19 protein-coding genes are annotated in these 21,752 nt (G+C 58.2%); 8 read left to right on the top strand and 11 right to left on the bottom strand.

Annotated elements, in window-relative coordinates:
• Positions 1-38 precede the first annotated feature (38 nt).
• From SULPSESMR1_RS18340 to SULPSESMR1_RS18310, 7 genes are read left to right on the top strand one after another with little or no spacing between them, the layout of a single operon-like run.
• Positions 39-1,028, top strand: a complete 990-nt coding sequence (locus SULPSESMR1_RS18340) for an ABC transporter permease (RefSeq protein WP_205387976.1) — start codon at positions 39-41, stop codon at positions 1,026-1,028.
• Positions 1,025-1,900 (top strand): ABC transporter permease, encoded by an 876-nt coding sequence (locus SULPSESMR1_RS18335; protein ID WP_089422519.1) that lies wholly within the window; start codon positions 1,025-1,027, stop codon positions 1,898-1,900. Before SULPSESMR1_RS18340 ends, SULPSESMR1_RS18335 begins: the two co-directional genes overlap by 4 nt.
• Entirely contained in the window at positions 1,897-3,543 is a 1,647-nt protein-coding gene (locus SULPSESMR1_RS18330; RefSeq protein WP_089422518.1) for an ABC transporter ATP-binding protein, read from the top strand. The genes SULPSESMR1_RS18335 and SULPSESMR1_RS18330 overlap by 4 nt, the downstream gene beginning before the upstream one ends.
• A gap of 9 nt (positions 3,544-3,552) precedes the next feature.
• Positions 3,553-5,190 (top strand): aminotransferase class V-fold PLP-dependent enzyme, encoded by a 1,638-nt coding sequence (locus tag SULPSESMR1_RS18325; protein WP_089422517.1) that lies wholly within the window; start codon positions 3,553-3,555, stop codon positions 5,188-5,190.
• Positions 5,187-6,488, top strand: coding sequence for an NAD(P)/FAD-dependent oxidoreductase (locus tag SULPSESMR1_RS18320; RefSeq protein WP_089422516.1), 1,302 nt, complete (start codon positions 5,187-5,189; stop codon positions 6,486-6,488). Before SULPSESMR1_RS18325 ends, SULPSESMR1_RS18320 begins: the two co-directional genes overlap by 4 nt.
• 12 nt (positions 6,489-6,500) lie before the next feature.
• Entirely contained in the window at positions 6,501-7,010 is a 510-nt protein-coding gene (locus SULPSESMR1_RS18315) for an L-2-amino-thiazoline-4-carboxylic acid hydrolase (protein ID WP_205387975.1), read from the top strand.
• Between the two features lie 3 nt (positions 7,011-7,013).
• On the top strand, positions 7,014-8,183 hold the full coding sequence (locus tag SULPSESMR1_RS18310) for a M20 aminoacylase family protein (protein ID WP_089422515.1): 1,170 nt from the start codon (positions 7,014-7,016) through the stop codon (positions 8,181-8,183).
• A 334-nt stretch (positions 8,184-8,517) separates the two neighbouring features.
• Here the strand turns inward: SULPSESMR1_RS18310 and SULPSESMR1_RS18305 are convergent, their stop codons facing one another.
• From SULPSESMR1_RS18305 to SULPSESMR1_RS18260, 10 genes are all read right to left on the bottom strand, one after another.
• Positions 8,518-9,732: a TsoY family (seleno)protein gene (locus SULPSESMR1_RS18305; protein ID WP_089422514.1), complete on the bottom strand. Its 1,215-nt coding sequence runs from the start codon at positions 9,730-9,732 to the stop codon at positions 8,518-8,520.
• A gap of 164 nt (positions 9,733-9,896) precedes the next feature.
• Positions 9,897-11,558: a BCCT family transporter gene (locus SULPSESMR1_RS18300; RefSeq protein WP_089422513.1), complete on the bottom strand. Its 1,662-nt coding sequence runs from the start codon at positions 11,556-11,558 to the stop codon at positions 9,897-9,899.
• A gap of 214 nt (positions 11,559-11,772) precedes the next feature.
• Positions 11,773-12,731, bottom strand: a protein-coding gene (locus SULPSESMR1_RS18295) for an IS630 family transposase (protein ID WP_089422512.1) whose coding sequence is annotated in 2 segments (ribosomal slippage) — positions 11,773-12,387 and positions 12,390-12,731 — 957 coding nt in all. Because the reading frame shifts where the segments join, the coding sequence is not laid out codon by codon here.
• A gap of 438 nt (positions 12,732-13,169) precedes the next feature.
• On the bottom strand, positions 13,170-13,697 hold the full coding sequence (locus SULPSESMR1_RS18290) for a TRAP transporter small permease (protein ID WP_089422511.1): 528 nt from the start codon (positions 13,695-13,697) through the stop codon (positions 13,170-13,172).
• 54 nt (positions 13,698-13,751) lie between these two features.
• Complete coding sequence (locus SULPSESMR1_RS18285; RefSeq protein ID WP_089422510.1) at positions 13,752-14,726, bottom strand: TRAP transporter substrate-binding protein; 975 nt, start codon at positions 14,724-14,726, stop codon at positions 13,752-13,754.
• Positions 14,727-14,747: 21 nt separating this feature from the next.
• Positions 14,748-16,031 (bottom strand): TRAP transporter large permease, encoded by a 1,284-nt coding sequence (locus SULPSESMR1_RS18280; protein ID WP_089422509.1) that lies wholly within the window; start codon positions 16,029-16,031, stop codon positions 14,748-14,750.
• Positions 16,032-16,035: 4 nt separating this feature from the next.
• Positions 16,036-17,547, bottom strand: coding sequence for an amidase (locus tag SULPSESMR1_RS18275; protein WP_198362910.1), 1,512 nt, complete (start codon positions 17,545-17,547; stop codon positions 16,036-16,038).
• A 135-nt stretch (positions 17,548-17,682) separates the two neighbouring features.
• Entirely contained in the window at positions 17,683-18,588 is a 906-nt protein-coding gene (locus SULPSESMR1_RS18270) for a LysR substrate-binding domain-containing protein (RefSeq protein ID WP_089422507.1), read from the bottom strand.
• A gap of 302 nt (positions 18,589-18,890) precedes the next feature.
• Positions 18,891-20,111, bottom strand: coding sequence for an NnrS family protein (locus SULPSESMR1_RS18265; RefSeq protein ID WP_089422506.1), 1,221 nt, complete (start codon positions 20,109-20,111; stop codon positions 18,891-18,893).
• 79 nt (positions 20,112-20,190) lie between these two features.
• Positions 20,191-20,619 (bottom strand): pseudoazurin, encoded by a 429-nt coding sequence (locus SULPSESMR1_RS18260; protein WP_089422505.1) that lies wholly within the window; start codon positions 20,617-20,619, stop codon positions 20,191-20,193.
• A 101-nt stretch (positions 20,620-20,720) separates the two neighbouring features.
• On the opposite strand from SULPSESMR1_RS18260, the gene SULPSESMR1_RS18255 reads away from it, so the two are divergent.
• A complete protein-coding gene (locus SULPSESMR1_RS18255; RefSeq protein WP_089422504.1) occupies positions 20,721-21,416 on the top strand; it encodes a Crp/Fnr family transcriptional regulator in 696 nt (231 codons plus the stop codon).
• Here SULPSESMR1_RS18255 and SULPSESMR1_RS18250 read toward each other — a convergent pair.
• The gene (locus SULPSESMR1_RS18250; RefSeq protein ID WP_089422748.1) at positions 21,370-21,633 is read right to left on the bottom strand and encodes a DUF1858 domain-containing protein; all 264 of its coding nucleotides are present in this window, start codon (positions 21,631-21,633) and stop codon (positions 21,370-21,372) included. The genes SULPSESMR1_RS18255 and SULPSESMR1_RS18250 overlap by 47 nt on opposite strands.
• Positions 21,634-21,752 lie beyond the last annotated feature (119 nt).

The raw sequence follows: 21,752 nt of genomic DNA, 5'->3' as shown, positions 1-21,752 counted from the left end.
GCCGGCACCACCCTGTGCGCATCCGAAAGAGCTCCGCGATGAAACCAACCATCCCCCCGATGCTGATCTACGCGCTCAGGCGTCTTTTACAGGCCATTCCGGTCATCATCCTGATCATGGTCGGTACTTTCCTCCTGCTCAAACTGACGCCAGGCGATACCGTTGACGCGCTGGTCGGTGACATGGGTGGTGCTGATGCCGCCTTTATCGCCAGACTGCGTGCCGAATACGGTCTGGATCAGCCTGTATGGGTGCAACTTTGGCGCTACATGGTGAAGCTGGCGACCTTCGATCTGGGTCAGTCGTTCGTTTACGAACAACCCGTCGCAACCGTTCTGTTAGACCGACTTGGCACCACGTTGTTGCTGATGGCAACATCGCTCAGCCTGGCCTTTTCCATCGGTATCACGTTGGGCGCCTTTGCCGCACGGCGCGCCTATTCGCTGACCGACAACCTGATTTCAACTCTGGGGTTGATATTCTATGCCACGCCCAGCTTCTTTCTGTCGCTGATGATGATGTTGCTGTTCTCGGTCAAACTGGGCTGGCTGCCGGTTGGCGGGATCAAGACCATCGCAGGGTTTTACACCGGTTGGGACCACGTCTTGGACGTGGCAAGACACCTAGTTATGCCAACGGCAGCGCTGTCGCTGATCTATCTTTCGTTCTACCTTCGGCTGATGCGATCCTCTGTAATGCAGGTCGCAGATCAGGATTTTGTACGTACCGCCCGCGCCAAGGGCGCAGGTGAAACGCGGCTGATGGTGCATCACATCATGCGCAACGCACTGCTGCCTGCGGTGACCCTGTTCGGCCTGCAATTCTCGACCTTGCTGGGCGGATCGGTGGTGGTGGAAACCATATTTACCCTGCCGGGACTGGGGCAACTGGCCTACCAGTCGGTGATCCAGCGCGACATGAACACGCTGATGGGCATTATTTTTTTGTGCTCGATCATCGTGATCCTCGTCAATTTTCTAACCGACCTGCTTTACGCACGTCTTGACAGCCGGATTGAACTTTCATGACTGTTCTTGATACCGAACTGCGCCCGGCAGAGCCGCCACGATATGTTGTCTTCTGGCAGCGTTACCGCCGCAACCGCGCCGCCCTGCTGGGCCTGATACTGTTTGCCGTCGTGGTGCTGATGGCACTGACGGCTGGGCTGGTTGATCCGGGCGATCCGCTGCGCCGTGCAGGTCTACCACTTATTGCACCCTTCGTGGATGCCGCAAACCCACTGGGCACCGACCAGCTTGGCCGCAGTATCCTGTCGCAACTGTTTTACGGGGCGCGCATTTCACTGCTGGTGGGTGTTGTCGCCACGCTGGTGTCGATTGTCATCGGGATCGTGATCGGCGCACTGGCTGGCTACTTTGGCGGCTGGATCGACGATCTGCTGATGCGCATCACCGAAGCGTTTCAAACCATCCCCAACTTCGTGCTTCTGCTGACTCTTGTCGCCATTCTGGGATCGAAAATCGAATGGATCACGCTGGCCATCGGCATCGTAAGCTGGACAGCTCCCGCCCGCATGGTCCGGGCCGAATTCATGTCGCTGCGCAACCGAGAATTTGTCGATGCCGCGCGCAACCTGGGCGTGTCGAACACCGCCTTGATTTTTCGTGAAATCCTGCCCAACGCATTGCCGCCGATCATCGTCTACGCCTCGGTCATCATGGCCCTGTCGATCCTGCTGGAAAGCGCGCTAGCCTTTTTGGGGCTGGGCGATCCGAACTATGCAAGCTGGGGCAACATGATCGGCCAGGGCCGCGCCGTTCTGCGCACCGCGTGGTATTGCTCGGCCATTCCGGGCGTTGCCATCGTGCTGACGGTTCTGTCCTTCTCACTGCTGGGCGAAGGCCTGAACGACGCAATGAACCCGAGGCAGAAACAATGACCGCTGAAGCAGCACCTATTCTCACGGTTCGCGATCTTCGCATCGCCCTGCCCAAAGGGTCCGACCGTCCCTTTGCACTTCACGGTCTGGACCTGACCGTGCGCCCCGGCGAAATCGTCTGCATGGTGGGCGAATCCGGATCGGGCAAATCGCTCTCGGCGGGGGCGATCATGCGGCTTTTGCCAGAGCCGCATGTCCACGTTACCGGCGGGGAAATCACTTTTGAAGGCGAAGACCTGCTGGCCAAATCCGAAGCAGATATGCGCAAGGTTCGCGGCAACCGGATTTCGATGATCTTTCAGGAACCGATGACCGCGCTAAACCCGCAGAAAACCGTGGGCTGGCAAATTGATGAAGTGCTGAAATTGCACATGGGCGTCACGCGCAAGGAACGGCGCGCGCACGCGCTGGAGATGCTGAAACGTGTGCATATCCCCGATCCTGAATCCGCCTATAACGCCTATCCGCACCAGATTTCAGGCGGCCAGCGCCAGCGTGTGATGATCGCGATGGCTCTATCGCTGTCCCCCAAGCTTGTGATCGCGGATGAACCTACGACGGCGCTGGATGTGACGACGCAGTTGCAAATCCTCAAGCTGATCCGCGATCTGCAAAGAGAAGACGGGGCGGGGGTACTGTTCATCACGCACGACTTTGGTGTCGTGGCCGAAATTGCCGACCACGTTATCGTACTGCGTCAGGGCGAAGTGGTTGAACAAGGGCCAGCCGATCAAGTGTTAAACGATCCGCAACATCCCTACACACAGGCGCTGATTGCATCGGTGCCCGACCTGTTACCACCACCGCCCAAACTGATCACCACGCTTCCACTCGTACTGAAGGGCACCGGCCTGCGCAAAACCTTTGCTGCGCGTGGCGGGTTGCTGACCGGCAAGCGCAAAGCGGTGGTCGCCGTCAAAGATCTCAGCTTTGAGCTGCATCAGGGCGAAACTCTGGGCGTGGTGGGTGAATCCGGTTCGGGCAAGACCACCGTGTCACGTCTGGTCACCCGTCTGCTGGACGCTGACGCGGGTGCGGTCGAGGTGGACGGCACTGATCTGCTGGCCTGTTCGCCCCGTGAACTGCGCGGGATGCGAAAACATATCCAGATGGTGTTTCAGGATCCGATGGCTTCGCTTAATCCGCGCAAGCGGGTGGTGGATATCATTGCTCAAGGGCCGATTGTGCATGGCGAAGACCCTGAAAAGGCACGTGCCCGTGCTCGCGATCTGCTGGAGATGGTCGAGTTGTCGCCCGCCGCAGCCAACCGCTTCCCGCACGAGTTTTCGGGTGGCCAGCGGCAACGCATCGGCATTGCCCGCGCATTGGCGCTGGAGCCCAAGGTGATCGTCGCGGACGAACCCGTTTCGGCACTGGATGTCAGTGTTCAGGCCCAAGTTCTGAAACTGCTGGCTGACCTGCGCGACCGGATGAACCTGTCGCTGCTGTTCGTCACCCACGATCTGCGTGTGGCGGCCCAACTGTGCGACCGCATCATCGTGATGCAAAAGGGCGAAGTGGTCGAGGCAGGCTTTACCGCCGAGGTCTTTGCCAATCCGCAACACGAATATACCCGCAATTTGCTCGCCTCTATTCCGGGACGGACCTGGACGCCTCCTTTCCGTAAAACAGACGCCGCTTAAGGAACCAGAATGGCTATTCAGTTCGACACCATCCGCACGGCCATTATTGGTGAGGGCACGACGATCCCCGGCCCCTTCGGTCCGCGCGCGTTGATCTATGCCGACTATGTGGCCTCGGGGCGATCCATCAACTTTATCGAGGATGCGATCCGCAAACACGTTCTGCCCTTTTACGGTAACACCCACACCGAAACGTCATTTACCGGTCGCAGGTCTACACAACTGCGCGAACTGGCGCGTGAGACGGTGCGCAAATCCATGGGTGCAGATGCGAACCACGCGGTAATCTTCGCGGGTTCGGGTGCCACTGGCGCGGCAGACAAATTGGTGCGCGCACTGTCCATGCAAGGATTGAACCAAGAAGCAGTCGTTTTTATCGGACCCTACGAACACCACTCCAACGACCTGATCTGGCGTGAAAGCGGTGCGCAAATCGTGCGTATTCCTCTGAACAACGAGGGCAGCGTATGCCTGACCACATTGGAAAGCGCCCTGAAGCAACACGCCGATGCGCCACTGAAGATCGCGGCCTTTTCGGCGGCTTCGAATGTGACCGGTGTGCGCACGGACTTGCGCACCATCGCCCGGCTGGTCCACGCGCAAGGCGGCTGGTGCGTTGCCGATTTCGCCGCGGCAGCGCCTTATATTCAGGTCAGACTCAAGGCGTCTGCCGAGGGTGAGGACGATCGGATTGATGCGGCGTTTTTGTCACCCCACAAATTTCCGGGCGGCCCCGGAGCATCCGGCATTCTGATTGCAGACCGCCGCATGTTCACCAGTCTACGGCCAACTATTACGGGCGGTGGGACCGTGTCCTATGTGACGGCACTGCGCCACAACTACGTCTCTGACCCCGAGCGCCGCGAGGAAGCGGGCACGCCCTCGATCGTCGAGAACATCCGGGCCGGCATGGTCCTGCAACTCAAGGCCGACATGGACGAAAACGAGGTCGAACGCCGCGAACAAGCCTTGACCAGCCGTCTGGAGACCGCACTGCGTGCCGTTCCGGGCATCGAAATTCTTGGGCCGCAGAATGTGCCACGGATCGGTGTCTTCTCGTTCAACATCCGCGTGGCCGGAAAATTGCTGCATCATAACTATGTCGTGGCGCTGCTGAACGACCTGTTCGGTATTCAGGCGCGCGGCGGCTGTTCCTGTGCGGGCCCTTACGGCCATGCGCTGCTTGGCATAGATGATGAAACGGCAGAATGTCACGAACGCGCCGTAGAACAGGGTCATTCCGCCTTCCGCCCCGGCTGGGCGCGATTAGGGGTCAACTGGTTCTTTGACGATTCCGACACCGACCGGATCGCCGCAGCCCTGTCCTTTATCGCCGAGCGTGGCCTTGAATTGCTGGCCTACTACCGTCTTGATCTGTGTGCCGGTGTCTGGCGCGCACAACGCAAGATTGACGACAGTGCTGCAACCTCGCTGTCCGATCTTTGGAACACGCAGGATAAAAATCAAGAAACTGCCCCCACCTTCGAGGGCTGCCTGACATTTGCGCGTGATCTGGCAGATGCCGCTGCCGACCTGTCGCGCGCGCCCCATCTGGATCTGCCGCCCGAAGAAGAAACCCTGCGCTGGTTCTGGATGCCTCACGACACAGTCCCGCCCACGCGACCCCAGCTGGAGACTGCACTTTGAACGACGTGGTATTTCCGCCCTCTTTGTGGGCTGACACAGCCCCACCCCGCCCCCTTGCGCCTGTGCTGAACGGAACGGTCGAAACAGATGTGGCTGTGATCGGCGGCGGCTTTACCGGCCTGTCCGCCGCAATCGAGATAGCCCGCAACGGAGGCTCTGTCACAGTTCTGGAAGGCAAGGCGGTCGGCTGGGGCGCATCCGGGCGCAACAATGGTCAGGTCATCCCAATTCTGACTTCGGCGGAACCTGCGGTCTGGATCAAACGCTACGGTGCTGCTGGTGAACGCATGGTCCAGTTGATCGGAAATTCGGCAAACATCCTGTTCGATCTTGTGCGCGAATTCGACATGAGAGCCGAGGCAGAACAGACCGGCTGGTTCCAGCCTGCCCACAGTCCTGGCCGCGTTCAGCTTTGCAAAAACCGGGTCGATACATGGCAGCGCTACGGCTTTCCGGCTGAGTTCAAGACCGCTGAAGAAACCCGCGAAATACTGGGCAGTGATTTCTGGTATGGGGGAATGCTAAATCCGACTGGCGGGCACATCAACCCCCTCGCCCTCGCCCGCGCTATGGCCAAGACCGCCGAAGATCTGGGTGCGGCAATCTACGAAAACTCCCCCGTTACCAGCTATGAACGCGTAGGCGCGCAGTGGGTCATTCGCACCGCCACCGGCACGCTGAAAGCACGCGCGCTGATCCTGGCGACCAACGCCTATACCGGAGAGCTTGCACCCTCGCTGGCCCCGAAGCTGGCAAAATCAATTATTCCCGTGCTCAGTTGGCAGATGGCAACGCAGCCGGTAGGGGACAATCTGCGCAACGGCATCCTGCCCGGCCGCCAAGCGGTGTCCGACACCCGTGGCGACCTGCGCTTTTTCCGCTATGACGCGCGCAATCGCCTGATCACGGGCGGTGCTGTGATAGGCAACTTTGACGTCGCAAACCGTGTCCGCGCCAAGGCCTCGCGAAATCTGGGCGAGGCGTTCCCCGAACTGGGCGAACCCGAAATGACCCATGTGTGGTCAGGCTATATTGGTATGAACTGGGACCGTTTCCCACGCATCCACCGACTGGGCCCTGACGGCTGGGCATGGATGGGCTGTAACGGGCGCGGTGTGGCCTTTGGCACGGCATTGGGCCGCGAACTGGCCCGCGCCGCTACCGGCACCGCGGAAGACCAGCTGGCCCTGCCAGTCACCGAACCGCGCCCCTTCCCGGTCCACAGTATCGCACGTCGCGTTGCACCAACATATCTCGCATGGTTGAAACGCAAAGACCTGAGCGAACCCAAGATTTAAGGAGCTAACCCAATGACGACTGATGCAAGCACCTCTGACGGCCTGGACGTGAACGGCGTGCCAATTCTATTGCGCCGCAAGATCGAAGCGATGATCCTCAAGCATGTGCTGGACGTGATCACCGACCGCACCGACCGCGCCGAGGCCGAAGCCGTCATTGGCGAGACGTGTTCACGCTCGGCCATCGAACAGGGCAAACAACTGGCCGAAGCGTTGGGCCATACGCCTGACCTGACCGATTTTGCCGCGATCCAGCCAAACTGGACCCGAGAGGACGCCTTGCAGATCGACACGCTGGAAGCCTCGGAGGAAGCGCTGGACTTTAACGTTACCCGCTGCCGGTATTCCGAAATGTACAAGGAAATGGGGCTGGGCGACATCGGCCACCTGCTGTCGTGCAACCGCGACGGTGATTTCTGCATCGGCTACAATCCTGAAATGGAAATGACCCGCACCCAGACCATCATGAAGGGTGCCAGCCATTGTGATTTCCGGTACCGCATGAAGAACAAGGAAGCGTAAGCCATGGCCGTTGAAAACTGGGTCGCAAAACAAATCGAGTTTCTGACCGCCTTTCGCCGCGATCTGCACCAAAACCCTGAACTGCTTTATGATGTGACCCGCACAGCTGCCTCTGTAGCCGAAGTCCTGCGTACCGCTGGTGTCGACGAGGTGGTTGAAGGCATCGGGCGCACCGGCGTTGTGGGCGTAATCCGCGGTCAAACCAACACTTCAGGCCGTATCATCGGCCTGCGCGCAGACATGGACGCCCTTCCGATCATCGAGGCGACAGGTAAGCCTTGGGCGTCAAAGATTGATGGCAAGATGCACGCCTGTGGTCACGACGGCCATACCACAATGCTGCTGGGCGCGGCCCGCCAGCTTGCAGAAAGCCGCGCGTTCGATGGCACCGTTATCGTGATCTTCCAGCCCGCCGAAGAAGGCGGCGCAGGTGCCAAGGCAATGATCGACGACGGTCTGTTCACGCGCTGGCCCTGCAACGAAGTCTACGGCATGCACAACCGCCCGAACCTGCCCGTCGGTCAATTCACCATCGCTCCCGGTCCGATCATGGGCTCTGTGGACGAGGTGCGCATCACCATCGAAGGCCGCGGCGGCCATGCGGCCCGCCCCGACGAGACAATCGACACTTTTCCGATTGCAGCGGCGTTGATACAGGCGATCCAGACCATCACATCGCGCAGCATCGACCCGATGGACAATGCTGTGGTTTCACTGTGTACAATTCATGCAGGCAATGCGTTCAACGTCATTCCACAGACCATCGAGATTACAGGCACTGTCCGCACCCTTCGCGAAGAGGTCAGAGGCCATATCGAAGCGCAACTTGGCGCAATGGTGCCCCAGATCGCAGCGGGTTACGGAGCAACCGGCACGCTGAACTACATTCGGATGTACCCTGTCACTGTAAACCATCACCACGAAACCATGCTCGCCGCCGCCGCCGCGCAAGAGGTTGCAGGCGAGGCGCAAGTTTCACTGGACATGCCGCCGGTTCTGGGTGGTGAGGATTTCTCGTTCATGCTCAACGAAGTGCCCGGGGCGATGATCAATATCGGGAACGGCACCTCTGCGGGTCTGCACCACCCCGAATATGACTTCAACGACGATGTGATCGCTTGGGGCTGCTCCTACTGGACAACACTTGTCCGCCAGCGTCTTCCGGTTCGTTAGAAAATGTTGGTCATCTTCCCGAACTGTTGGGAAGGGGCCTGTCGATCCCTTTCGGTGATTGCATGTCTGAAATCGGGATCGCCATGAGCCAACAGAACGAACTGAAATCACCTGCTCTGACAGAATGGCCGCCGTGACCGGCATACAGTTCTGACCCTCCGCAGCGCGACATTCCACCCATGGCACCTTCCGGTGCCGACCGGGTTACACCTCTGGCATCAGTAATCGCGCGTTGCAGCGAAAACCGTTTTTAACCGTCCCGCTTTGTCTTGCCCGCGTTTGCATGGCGCCGTCCATGCTCCCGGCTCTTTCGAACCGGGAGACCGGTTGCACATTATTCAGCAGGAACAGACTGCATGCGCGCGCGACCCGCGAAATGCCGGTGGTTCAGGAAAAAGACCAGTACGATCATGGCGACCTGACTTGCGATGGCCAGCGATGTGAATGACCAATAGGCGATGCCGAATTTTGCAATCAGACCCGCACTGACGAGACCCTTGTTGATCCAGAATTGCAGCATGACGCTAAGCGCAACACCCGGACAGACCAACGCGTAAGCGCCCGCCGAGTTGCCATTCCCACGCAGGTAAGCGTCGGCGTATTTCTGACGGCGCAGCACCAAAAGACCAAGCGCGAGGAAGACAATCTGAATTGCAAGGATCGTCGTTGTCAGCAGAAGGTTATCGGCGACTCCGCTAGGCGCGGCGAACGTCGTGTGCAACCCGTGCTCTTGCCGCATGGTCATGATCCCGATAACCGTCAGGATAGGCACAACGATCATCAGGGTCGGTGCGCTTTCCTTTGCGGTGCCGTGATGCAGCATCGAATTGAAGGCCGTGATCGCCGCAACCAGAGCGTAGAGCCCCGCAACCGTGCCAAGCATGATCGACAGGATCATCGAGACGCCGACCGTCAGCGGCACGGTGCTCATCGCGGCAGGCGCAGCCATGCCGACAGCGGTCATTGACAGCGCGAAGGCTGGCAAAAGCTGCGCAAAGGAATTGTTCGCCGAGACGTCGAAAATGCCGCCGTCACTCAGGACACGGCCCAGAAAATTTCCGATCTGACGGAATGCGAGGTAGGCGACCAACGCGAAAGCAATCATTGCCAACGGGAAGAGGTATTCGACCACGCCCCACAGCCCCGGCACAAAGACCAGCCCGACGATAAAGCCCGCGTTTACAGTCATCGCCAGCGCCAGTGGCATAGCCAAAAGCTGGGTTTCACCGTTGGAGTTAACCAACTTGGTATAGCTTTCCGTTTTCCGGAATTGCGAAAAGCGCGTCAGGTTCCAGATCAACATCTTGATGTTGAGAAATACGAAACCGGCGATGCCGGTGACAGCCAAAAGGATAGCAGCTTTCAACGGCAGTCCACCGCTGGTGAAAGCGCTCATGATGTGTTCGAAAACCGGCACCGGCTGACCCGGGTGCGGCACCCAGAACATCAGGAACATGAAAAACGTGACGGCAAGACCCCCCGGCCCGAGCGAGGCAAGAAAGTAAAGCGGTGACCATGTGTCGGCAGGACGGTGATGAGAGGTGTTCATAGCAATTCTCCACAATTGATGGAGACGTGTGCCACGATATTGCCCCGATCGACGGTGACATGGTCACTAAAACCGCAGTGTCTCGGATCAAGGGCAGGGGTTTCAAACTGCTCAATGCGAAAGCACCCCGCCGCAGTCATACGGCGGGGTGCTTTCGTTCTGTGTTACCAGTGATCGCCTCGTGGTGGCTCGTTGTGCTCCACCTCATGCGGCGGCGTGACGGCTGAGCCATCCGGCTGGCCCAAAAGACGGTTTTCCGAGCGTAGCGCCAGAAACAGACAATAGCACATGGCCAGCACCACCAGCGTGAAGGGTATGCCCATAGACACCGCTGCACCCTGAAGCGCATTCAACCCGCCGCCCAGCAAAAGGGCGATGGCAACCAAGCCTTCAAAGGTACACCAGAATACGCGCTGCGCCACGGGCGCATCCATCTTGCCGCCCGCAGTGATCGTATCAATGACCAACGAACCGGAATCCGACGAGGTGACAAAGAAAACCACGATCAGGACCAGACAGATCGGCGCCACAATATTATAAAGCGGGAACTGGTCAATCATACGAAAGAACGAAAGTTCAGGGCGGTATGCAACGACGACCTCCTTGGCCCCCTCATAACCGGATGCCAGTTGCTCCAGCGCCATGCCGCCAAAAACGCTCATCCAGAGCGCACAGACCAGCGACGGCAAAAGCAGCACGCAGATGATGAATTCGCGGACGGTCCGGCCCCGCGAAACGCGGGCGATGAACATGCCAACGAACGGCGACCATGCAATCCACCACGCCCAATAGAAGGTTGTCCAGCCATGCATATAGCCGGTGTCTTCACGCCCGAACGGGTTGGACAAGGCAGCGTAGTTGGTCACGTATTCCACCATGGTTCCGCCGAACCGGCCCAAAAGAACCCACGTGGGCCCGACGATCAGAACAAAGAGGAAAAGAGCAAGGGCCAGCCACATATTCAACTCGGCCAACCGCTTGACGCCCGCGTCCATTCCCAGCAAGACCGAAACAAGTGCGGCGATGGTGATGACGATAATCAGGATAACGATCCCGCTCTGCCCCATTTCGATGCCAAACACATCGGTCAGGCCCGCAGCGATCTGCTGCGCCCCCAGACCCAGCGTCGTTGTCAGACCGAAGAGGGTGGCAAAAACCGCAAGAATATCGATCGAATGGCCCCACCAGCCCCAGACCCGTTCACCCAGAACAGGATAGAAGGCCGAGCGCAGCGTCAGTGGCAGACCGAGATTATAGGCGAAAATGGCAAGGCTCAGCGCGACCACAACGTAGACCGCCCAAGCAGAGAAACCCCAGTGAAAGACGGTAGCGGCAAGCCCCGAATTCCCGATTGTGCCGTCTTCGTTGATCGGATTAACCCCAAGCGGGAGCGCATTCAGTTCGGGCAGAGAATAATACATCGGCTCCAAAACCGAGAAGAACAAAAGGCCGATACCCATACCGGCAGAGAACAGCATCGCGATCCAAGACAGGTAGCCATAGTCCGGCGTGGCCGACTGCCCGCCAATCCTGACCTTGCCCAGTGGCGAGATGGCCAACGCGATGCAAAAGAGAAAAATGATGTTCACCGACATCATCAAAAACCAGTCAAACGTGCTGGTAAGCCACGGACGCAGCCAGCCGAACAGGTCTGCTGTGGCTTGTTGATTCAGCAGTGCGACAACAACGAAAAGAACTATCGCGCCGCCCGAAATCACAAAAACAGGGTTGTGAATATCAAGTCCGAACGGTCGAATATTGTCCTGGCCAAGTTCATAGTCGGTGTCAAATGTGATTGCGTCAGGGTCGCTTCGCGACTGATGCATTTCATCTAAATTTTCTTTATCTGGCATGTCCTGTGAACTCCCTTGGTTCAATTGCCGCGAGAAACCTCAGTAAAACACGCATTTTTCTACAGCACAATGAAGTTACCAAAACTGGAAGCTTTCAAGACAACCGGCCCGGGACTGGATGGTGCGGCTGCTGACCGGGATTACGAACACTGATGATCCCGATGCGCTGGCCTAAAGCGTCCTGCCTTTAACCTGCGACATATCCGGCAGCCGTGAAGTAATTCCAGCACTCGTCGGGAGAGTAGAGGTCGCAGATCTCGGCGATTGCGTTGAACATGTCGGTGAATGTTCGCGCTCCGATCCGGCGCAGGTGTGCTTTGAGCTTTGAGAACGCCATTTCGATGGGGTTGAGGTCGGGACTGTAGGGCGGCAAGAACAGGAACCAGCACCCTGCCTTGCGCAATGCTTTTTCCGCTTCGGCATTCTTGTGCGTGGCGAGATTGTCCAGAATGACGACGGTTCCGGGTGAGAGTTCCGGCACCAGCACCTTTTCAACGTAAGCGGCGAAGGCCGCGCCATCCATGGCCCCTTTGATCACCCAGGGGGCGATCATCGCGTCGGCACTCAGTCCGGCTATGAAGGTCTGGGTGCCCCATGAGCCGAAGGGGGTGTCCATAATCAGGCGGTTGCCGCAAGGGGCCCATCCCCGCTGCCGCGTCAGGTTCGTCTTCACGGATGTTTCGTCAATAAAGACAACGCGTTCCGGGTGCTTCGATACGGCTGGGAGGCGCTGCTTGAACCAGTCTTCGCGCTGTCGCCTTACCTTGGCACGGCGGCGTTCGGTGGCGACCAGCGATTTTTTTTATACGTATAGCCCAGCTTGCGAAGGAACTTACCGATGGCGTTGGGGTGCGCCTGAACACTCGTTGCGTCAAACAGGGCTGCACTCAGCTCGGGCATCGTGATGTCTCCATCTTGCTCGATGATTTCAGCAAAGAAGCTCCGATGCGGGTCCAGCTTGCCCCGGCCTTTTGGTCGGCCCTGCGGAGCTGCCTCTGCCCGGCCGGTCCGCCGGATCGCAAGCGCCCACCGCGCTCCCGTGGCGGGCGAGAGTTTCAAGCGCAATGCCGCCGCGCGACCGCTTAACCCTTCCTCAATGTATCGCTGAAACCGCGCCCGAAGCGCGTCTGGCAAAGGTGCTGACATGATCCATCCTCCCAAACAGGATGAATCACAAAATCATGCGTGTGGGAATCCCCGCGATTCAGGTTTTGGGCGGGTCGCTTTATCTGTCGGTCCGTTCAGTGACGGTGCGTCCGAGGTTGAGCCGGACTTGCGCAAAGTTTTCGACTTTGCGCTGCGGCGTCTTGGTCGACGAGACCCCCACCGACCTGAAAGTCGAAGCTTTTGGTGCCACCCTTGGCGGTGCCGATTTTGCCCTTTGCCTTTCGTCAAGCAAGAGGTCTTTGCCCGCTCGGACCGTTCCGGCGGGCAGAGCATACGCCGAGCGGCGGCGGCACTTGAGGAAAGCGTGTCACTCCCCGAATTTCAACACCCGTTCTGTTGGGCAGGCTTCCAGATCATTGGTCAGTGGCGCTAATGGGCCGGTATCAAGCGATATGAACGGGCCCGGTCGGCAGTCGCTCAGTCCAGATGTGTTTCGGTGCTTTCGATGACGGTATTGTCGGCCCATCTCGCCGCAAGATGCAACAGAATGATCAGCATCGCCAACGGAACCGATACCGAAATCCAGACCATCGGGATGCCAAGCGTGTCAGTCGTAAGCCCTGATTGTCTGGCGAGATATCCTTTTGAAAACCCGCCGCGCAGGCCCATGAAGCAGAAATAAACCACCGGCAGGACAAAAATCAGCACGGCAGCGCTTTGGATCGCTTCGGCCAGAACCGCCAGAACGTGCGGAGGACGGGGAAAAATACTTTGCATCAGCACGGCGTCCGAACGTGTCTTGAAAGACATCGTTGCCCCCAGCAAGCCCGTCCAGACCATCGCATAGCGGGCGACATCTTCGGTCCAGATCGGTGGCGCGGAAAAGATGTAGCGGGCAATGATCTGCAACATAACGGTGAGAAACATCAGGCAAACGGCCAGAACCGCGATGCGCCGCGTAACTTCGTGAACGCTGTTGCTTGCTAAGACGATGGCGTGGCGCATGTGCCTATCTCCACTGTAAGTGCCGGGCTTCGCCAGAAACCCGGCTGTTTTTGTTTAGCGGTTGCTGTCGGACAATTCCGTCCAGATTTTGACGTCTTCGCTTGGCATCAGGTCAGAGTCGTAAACCGCTTTGGATGCCTCACGGAACACAGCACGCTCTTCTGCGGTCAGGCGCTGTACGGTCACACCCTTCTCCTCAAGCGCAGCCAGCCCGGATTCTGATGCTTGGGCAAGCCATGCGCGGTTTGCAGCATCTGCGGTGACCACGGCCGCATCCACCGTCGCGCGATCGTCATCGGACAATCCATCATACCACAACTTCGAGAACAAAATGGCCCGCATCGGGATAATCACACCCGCATCCGAAAAGTTCCTGACAAAGTCGGTCTGACCAAAAATTACAGGTACGAAAGGCGAGTTGAGGTAGCCATCGATCACACCGGTTTGCAAGCCTGCAGGCACTTCACCCCAAGGCACGATGGTGCCCGTTGAACCCCAAGCCTGATACATGGCGATTTGTGCGTCATCCAGCGCCCGCATGCGCAGGTCGGCCATGTCCGCAGGGGCGCGGACGGCTTTGGTAGTGGTGATGATCCCCGAGGATGGTCCGATGGGCACAAAAGCCGCGACCATCGCATCCTGCGCAGCCAGTTTCGCGTTCAGCCGATCAAAGACCTTTCCCGCTGCCAGCGCCCGATCCATATGCGCCGCATCGTCAAAGATATAGGGCAACCGCACGCCATAGACGAACGGATCGATTTGCGCGATGGCGCGCACGTCCGACAAGGACACTTCCAGCAGTCCGGTGGAAATCTGGTCGAATTTCTCGGCCTCGTTCCCAACCGAGTCGCGTGGCATTTCACGCACCTCCATACCGGCCTCTGTCAGCGCGTTGGCAAAAGCATAACTCCAATTGTAAGAGCCCGATTGTTCCAGATCAGGTTTTCCATCCAGCGCAATTTTTACCTCTGCGACGGCTGGGACCGCCATGGCCAGAAGTGCGGCCAGCGTCAGTGATTTCAGTTTCATAAGTAGTCCTCCCTTATTGGTTCAGTTCACCGAAAAGCCGAACATCTGCGGCAACGTAAGGCTCAGCGCGGGCCAATAGACCAGCGCCAGCAGCAGCAGGATCTGCACGGCAATGAAAGGCAGCGCAGCGTAAGCCAGCCGCCAGTAATTGAGGTTTGTCAGAGCCGACACAACCACAAGGCATTTGCCGAGCGGCGGCGTAATCAGCCCCACACAAAGGTTAAAGCACAGCACAATCCCCAGATGGATCGGGCTGATTCCCTGCGCCAAGGCTTGAGGCGCAAAAAGCGGGATCAGCAGGGTCAGTGCCACAGGCGTGTCCATGAACATTCCGGCAATCAAGAAAATAACCACCAAGAAGAACAGGTATTTCGTATCCGTCAGCCCAAAGGATTCCACCCAGTTGGCCAGAGCTTGCGACCAGCCCAGTTGTCCGGCCAGATAGCCCAGCACAGAGATCGCGGCGAGGATGATGAAGATTGTTCCGGTCATCTTGGCAGTCGCCTCGACCGCGTCAAAGATCATTCTCCAATTCAGCCCCTTGTAGTATTGGCCAGCTATCAGCGCGACCAGAACGGCGATGGCCGAACCTTCTGTTGGGGTCGCCAGCCCAAACACCAAAGCACCAAGGATCACCGCAGGCAGGCACAATGCTGGGGCTGCGTGCAGCAGGCTGGGCAAGAACTTAGGCAGATCATCCGACTTTCCGCCGGGATGTCCCTTTATGTTGGCAATCACTGCATTCAGCAGCATTAGAGCCGCTGCCAGCAACAACCCTGGCACGACGCCCGCTATGAACAAGGCGGCAACGGACGCGCCCGTCAGGCCGCCGTAGATGATCATGATAATCGACGGAGGAATGATCGGCCCGATCATCGACGAGGCCGCCGTGATGGCACCTGCATAATATGGGTCATAGCCGCGTGCTTTCATCTCTGGCACAAAAGTGCGTGACAACGCGGCGCTGTCTGCAATGGCTGAACCCGAGATTCCGGCAAAAAACACGCTCGTCAGAATGTTAACATGGCCAAGCCCACCCCGAAACCGACCAACGACGGACATCGCAAAGTCGATCAGGCTGCGTGTGACCCCTGCCCTGCTCATGATTTCTGCGGTCAGGATGAACAGCGGCATTGCCATGAATGCAAAAACGTCAAGCTGGGCAAAGATGCGTTGCGGCATGATCGACAAGTATTGGCTCTTGCCCACGGCGACGAAGGTCAAAACCGAGACGGAGCCCATGAGATAGGCAAAGGCGGTTCCGCTGATCAGAAAGACGATGAAGATTATCGGGATGAACCACATGGTACTACACCGCCGTTCTTAAGGAAGTTGTTGTCGACTGCACCAATGCCTTTAGGATCGGCGGGTGCGTCACGATCGAGCGCAAGTCAATATCCGAGGCCGCGAGGGCCGTCAGATCGGGAAGCGGGCGGGCGGTTTCAGCAGTTCGGGCAAACAGGGTCTCTATCGCTTTGGCCGCCGCCAACAGGCCCTCGTCTCCCCGCATTGGGCCAAGCATCTGAAGCCCGAACGGCATACCAAAAGGGTCGCGGCCGCAAGGCAGTGTAATCGCCGGACCACCCGTCAACGAGCCGCGATACATCAACGCAAGCCAGCGGTAATAAACATCCATGGGCTGCCCGTCGATTTCAGTCGCATGTGATTGCGTCCACGAGAACGGCGACACCGGCGAAGTAGGCAGCAATATGACGTCAAAACCATCCATCACCCTGTTAAACTTACGCAAAATACGTGTTTGCTCGGCATGCGCCCAACTTCTATCGGTAAGGGTCATGGATTGTCCCATCGCGACGTTCTCTGCGATATGATGGCCAAAATCCTCCGGTGCGGTTTTAAGCGCCTCTGCGAAACCCGCAACAAAGCTCTCTGCGCGCAAAATATCAAAGACGCGGTCCATTTCGCCCAGATTAAGTTCCACCGGTCGGCAGTCTTTGACATGCGGTCGCAGTTGCTCGATCCGGGATCGAAAGGTCTCGCGGATGGCATGATCCACCGGCGCGCCGCCAAAATCTTCGCTGAACCCGATCCGCAGGGTTTTCAGGTCGACCTGCGGCAAAGAGACGAACCGGTCAGGGTTTGACGGGGCAGAAAGGGGATCGTCGCAATCATGTCCCTGACACACACTCAACATCAAAATCAAATCGTCCATTGTGCGCGCCATCGGCCCCAGCACCGAAATACCGGACCACCCCAGCGGGCGCGTCGGATGTGCAATGACATCGACAGATGGGCGATAACCGACAACCCCGCACAACGCCGCTGGCAAACGCAGCGAGCCACCGGTGTCCGAACCGGTACAAAGGGGCAATAGATTGGCAGCCAACGCCGCAGCCGAGCCGCCGGACGAGCCACCAGCGATCAGGGCAGGATTGAACGGATTGCCGGTTGCCCCCCAAACCGGATTACGGCTGTTTCCACCCGCGCCCAGTTCGGGGACGTTTGTCTTGGCCAAGATGATAGCACCCGCATCACGCAACCGCGCCACCATGGGCAAATCCCGATCCGGCACATTGCCGCGTCCGCGTTTGCTGCCATGCGTGGTCAGCAGCCCTTTGGTGTCCTGCAAATCCTTGACCCCAATGGGCAACCCGTCAAGCAGCCCTTTCGGGGTTCCGGCCTTCCAACGCAACGACGCCTGCGACGCTTGCGAAACAGCGTGTTCTGCGTCCAGCGCAGTCAGGGCGTTTACCTTTGGATTAAACAGCGAAATATGTTCGAGGCACGCCGCAAGATATGCGCTTGGCGTCAAAGACCGGACTTTGAAACGCTCAAGAATCTCGTGCGCGGACAGCGCCATAAGTGCAGAACTGCTCAACGGATCGCCCGAATATCAATAGTGGTTAGATGCAACACAAAAGCCCTCCCAAACCTCGCGTTGGGTTAAGGTAATAGATGCATTTCTAAAGAAATAGTGATTTTTAGGGGCTAGACATTAACCAAAAGGAATACTTTTCATTTCGGCGGTCGTTTGCTGCAGGCACTTCAGGAACAAGGACAGAGTACTATTCTGTGTGACCTGATCCGTACGCCAGAAACACCGCGCCTCGGACAGCAAGCCTTGCGTATCAAGCGGAAGGATCACTAACTCGCCACGCGCGGCCTGAGCTTGGGCAAGTTGTTGTGGCATCAAGCCAAGAGCAGACATCACTCGCAGCAGTTCAAGATTTAGCGTCAGTGACATCGAAGCAATCGTATTGCTGGGCGCCGTCAGGCCATTCGCCGCAAACAACGCATCCACCGCCCGGCGCGCCACCGAATTCGCCTGCGGCAATATCCACGGGAACGCGGTCACATCTGCCCACGTCAGGTCGTGCTTTTGGGCAAGCGGATGGTGGCGACCGGCGACGACAAGGACCGGCTCGGAAAACAGGGGCATCTGTTCGATACCGGCGAGTTCCTGTGGTTGCCAGATACGCGCAATCAATAGATCAATCGCCCCCGCCTCCAGATGCGGGAACAGCTCCACAAAATGCCCTTCCAATACGGTCACATTTGCCTGTGGCGTGCTGCGTTTGAAGATCGCGATGCTGCCAGGCAGCAGGGTCGGGGCAACAGAGCTGACCACACCAATTGAAACGGAACCTGAAACGCCACTGGCCATGGCTTCGATATCAAATGCGGCCCGGTCGAGTTGATTGAGAGCCTGTTTGGCATAATCCGCCAGACGCCCCCCGATAGGCGTCAAATAAAGCCTGTTTCGATCCCGCGTCACTATGGGCGCGCCAACGATCTTTTCCAGCTCGGTGATCTGTTTTGACACGGCCGGCTGAGTAACATTCAACGACACCGCCACGCGCGCCACCAGCTTGAGATCCGCCAACGCAGCAATGACCCGCATATGGCGGAGCGTGATCGCCTTTTGAAAGTCTTTGCCCGTAATCGCTCAAGCTCCCCATCGTAGGCCAGATGCAAGGTGTCACAATTTGCCTGTCGTGGAAACCTGAGAACGGCCAGTGGCAACGACCGTGCAATAACGTTTTCGATCCCGTTAGTCTTCTCCCCCATACTCCGGGATAGTCTCCTGTCGCCGGTGCCGGTCAGAACCGGTAATCGGGGTGGGATCACTTTGTGGGGACATCTCGGTCTTCCGATGGGGCATGAACATCCGCGAACGGGTCTTTGCCAAGGTGCGCCACGCAATCATCCACCCCTTGCGTCGCCAGGACGTGCTTTCGGGGCCGATGGCATCTTGCGCGCGGCCTTCGGTCGGGCCAACCACGGGCCTATCCGGCACACAACTATGCCAAAGGCAATTGTCCAAAGCGCGGTTGACAGATCGACCCCGTCAAAAGCCCCGACCACGCCCGCCTGTCCGGCCACACGGGCCACTGTCGCACCGATGACAAGCGCAAAGGCCGCAGTCAGCGCCGGACCCGCCACCAGATTACGACCGGTGTGCCCCATCGTGGCGCGAATCATCACCGCAACAGTCATTCCGCCAACCGCCCCGACGCCCAGAACATGCACGCTGCCCGCCGGTGCGATAATACCCAACGCCGCAGCGGCAACCGCAGCAAAGCCAAGCGGCACCATCAAATAGGCCAAATGCAGCATCGCAAGGAGCGGCGAACGCCAAGTCGCGATGCCCCGCCAGCGTGCAAGACGAACAAGATGCACAACCGCAGCAACCGCACCCAAAAGCGCACAGACCGGATGATAAGGTGCGACGACCCAAGCCGCCAGCGCTACGGCCCCAAAGATCAGGCTGACCACATCATAGCGGTTGAACGCCACCGGCAATCGCGACATGCCATGCTGCGCCAGCCAGTTGCGCGTAAAACTGGGTAAAATTCGCCCTCCGATCAAAAGCACAAGAAACACCAAAAGCGCGATCCCGAGACGGCGACCATAGTCCGCTGTGCCCTGCGTCATCGCTTCGACATGAAAAAAGATGTTGGCAAGCCACAGCAGGGTGACGGGAACGAGCACCTTAAGATTGCGCCAGTTGCGGCCTGCCACGATCTCGCGCGTGATCATCGCGGCAACTGCAAGCAAAAAGATCTGATCGATCAACAGGATGCCAAGCGGCCCAACACCCAAAAACCCCGCTGTCACCAATCGCCCTTCGATCCACGCAGCCAGCAACGCGGCCAGCGGCCAGCCGCGTGTCGGCAACCGTCCGGTCCAGTTCGGAACAGCCGTGAACAGAAAACCCGCCACCACGGCAGCGGCGTAGCCAAAGACCATCTCGTGAATATGCCAGTCTGTCGGCCCGAAAGACGCCGCAAGCGAAACATCGCCCCGCCAGATCAGCCACCAAACCGGCACCACAACCAGTGCAAAGACAATGGCGGCCAGAAAGAACGGTCTAAAGCCACATGAAAACAGTGCAGGGCCGCTATATTCATTATGCGAGGTCATCAAAGGTCTCCTGACCAATTGGGACAGGGGCGGCACCAATGGCACCGCCCTGCCCGATTGCAAAGTGACAGGCCGCAGATCATTCGATCTGTGCGATAAGGTCGGCCATACGGGACTTGGCCTTGCCCTTGTGTTTCACTTCATTCGCATCCGCGAGGTTCACAGGCTCTCCGACCTGAACCAGCGCAACCATGCCCATTGCATAATGCGGTGTGCATTTGATGCCATAGACACCCGCCTCTCCGACGGTAAGCTCGAATTCCTTGTCGAACCCGGTCTTGAACGCCTCTACGCCCTCGGGAAGCATTCCCTTGATGCTTTCGACATTGTGACCTTTGTCGGTCGGCAAAAAGCGGATCACATCACCCGGATTGGCCTTCACAAAGGCGGGTTCAAACACCATCGCGCCTACTTCGCCCCTGTTCATCATCTGGATTTCAATTGTCTCTGCGCCTGTTACTCCGGCAGTCAGGGCAAATGCGGCGGCTACCATTACGGTCTTGAACATCAGATATTCCTTTCGATGTTGTTCAATTGTTTCGTCTGCCCTTATGTGCGATAGAACGGCCTTCCTAACGTTGCTCTGAAACAAACTCGGCGACCGAAACCTTGCCCAAACTCGACGAAAGCCTGCTGACCGGATTGCCGCCCTTTTCATTGCTGGAACGGGGACAAATTCGCACGATTCTTGATCAAGCCGTTTCACGCCGCTACGACGAAGGCACAGCAATCTTCCGCGAAGGCCACGACGCGGACCGCTTTTTTCTGTTACTTGACGGATATCTGCGGGTGATCAGAACGACGCCCGGCGGCGACCAGATCATCGTGTTGCACATCTCTCCGGGGCAACTTTTCGGCATTGCCCCCGCGCTGCAACGGGACACCTATCCGGCAACGGCTGTGGCGGCGGCCGAGTCGATTGCGCTGTCATGGCCGGTCCGGCACTGGGCCGATTTCACGACCAACTACCCAGGTTTCGCCACTGAAAGCTACAAGACCCTTGGCCAGCGCCTTGGCCAAATTCAGGAAACGCTGACCGAGATGGCCACTCAGGCCGTCGAAAAACGCATTGCCTCTGCCGTCCTGCGAATGGTCAACCAAAGCGGCAGAAAGACGGCGACAGGCATCGAAATCGCCTTTCCGGTCACACGCCAGAACATCTCGGACATGACAGGCACCACCTTGCACACCGTCAGCCGTCTGCTGTCTGCGTGGCAAAAGAACGGTATTGTTGAATCCAGCCGCAAACACATTGTGGTCACCGATCCGCACGCCCTCGTCTTGCTGACCGGGGCACAGGGCTAACCGGCTCGGACGCCGCAATCCGGCTTTTCACATCCTCCCGAAAAGCAGCTTCCTCAAGGCTGTATTCAACGCAGGCATCCGCGATGGTGTGAAACGGTGCGATCGGACACCCCGGACACAGCATACGCCGGTCCAGAAACGCCACCGCTGTTTCGGGTCGCCGCGCGAACAGGTCTGACAGTGGCAGGTCGGGATCATCAAAATCGGGACGTCGCATCGGCTTTCCTTTCGTTGCCACATGCTGCGCGTATCTTTCGCCGCGGACTTTGCGCTTGCGCAACATTCCAGGCACCGGTCGCCGCTAGACCAAGGTATCCAAAACAAATCGTCGGGACC

The organism is Pseudosulfitobacter pseudonitzschiae (genome assembly GCF_002222635.1).
Taxonomy (GTDB): Bacteria; Pseudomonadota; Alphaproteobacteria; order Rhodobacterales; family Rhodobacteraceae; genus Pseudosulfitobacter; species Pseudosulfitobacter pseudonitzschiae_A.
This window is presented reverse-complemented; position numbering and strand designations above follow the sequence as displayed.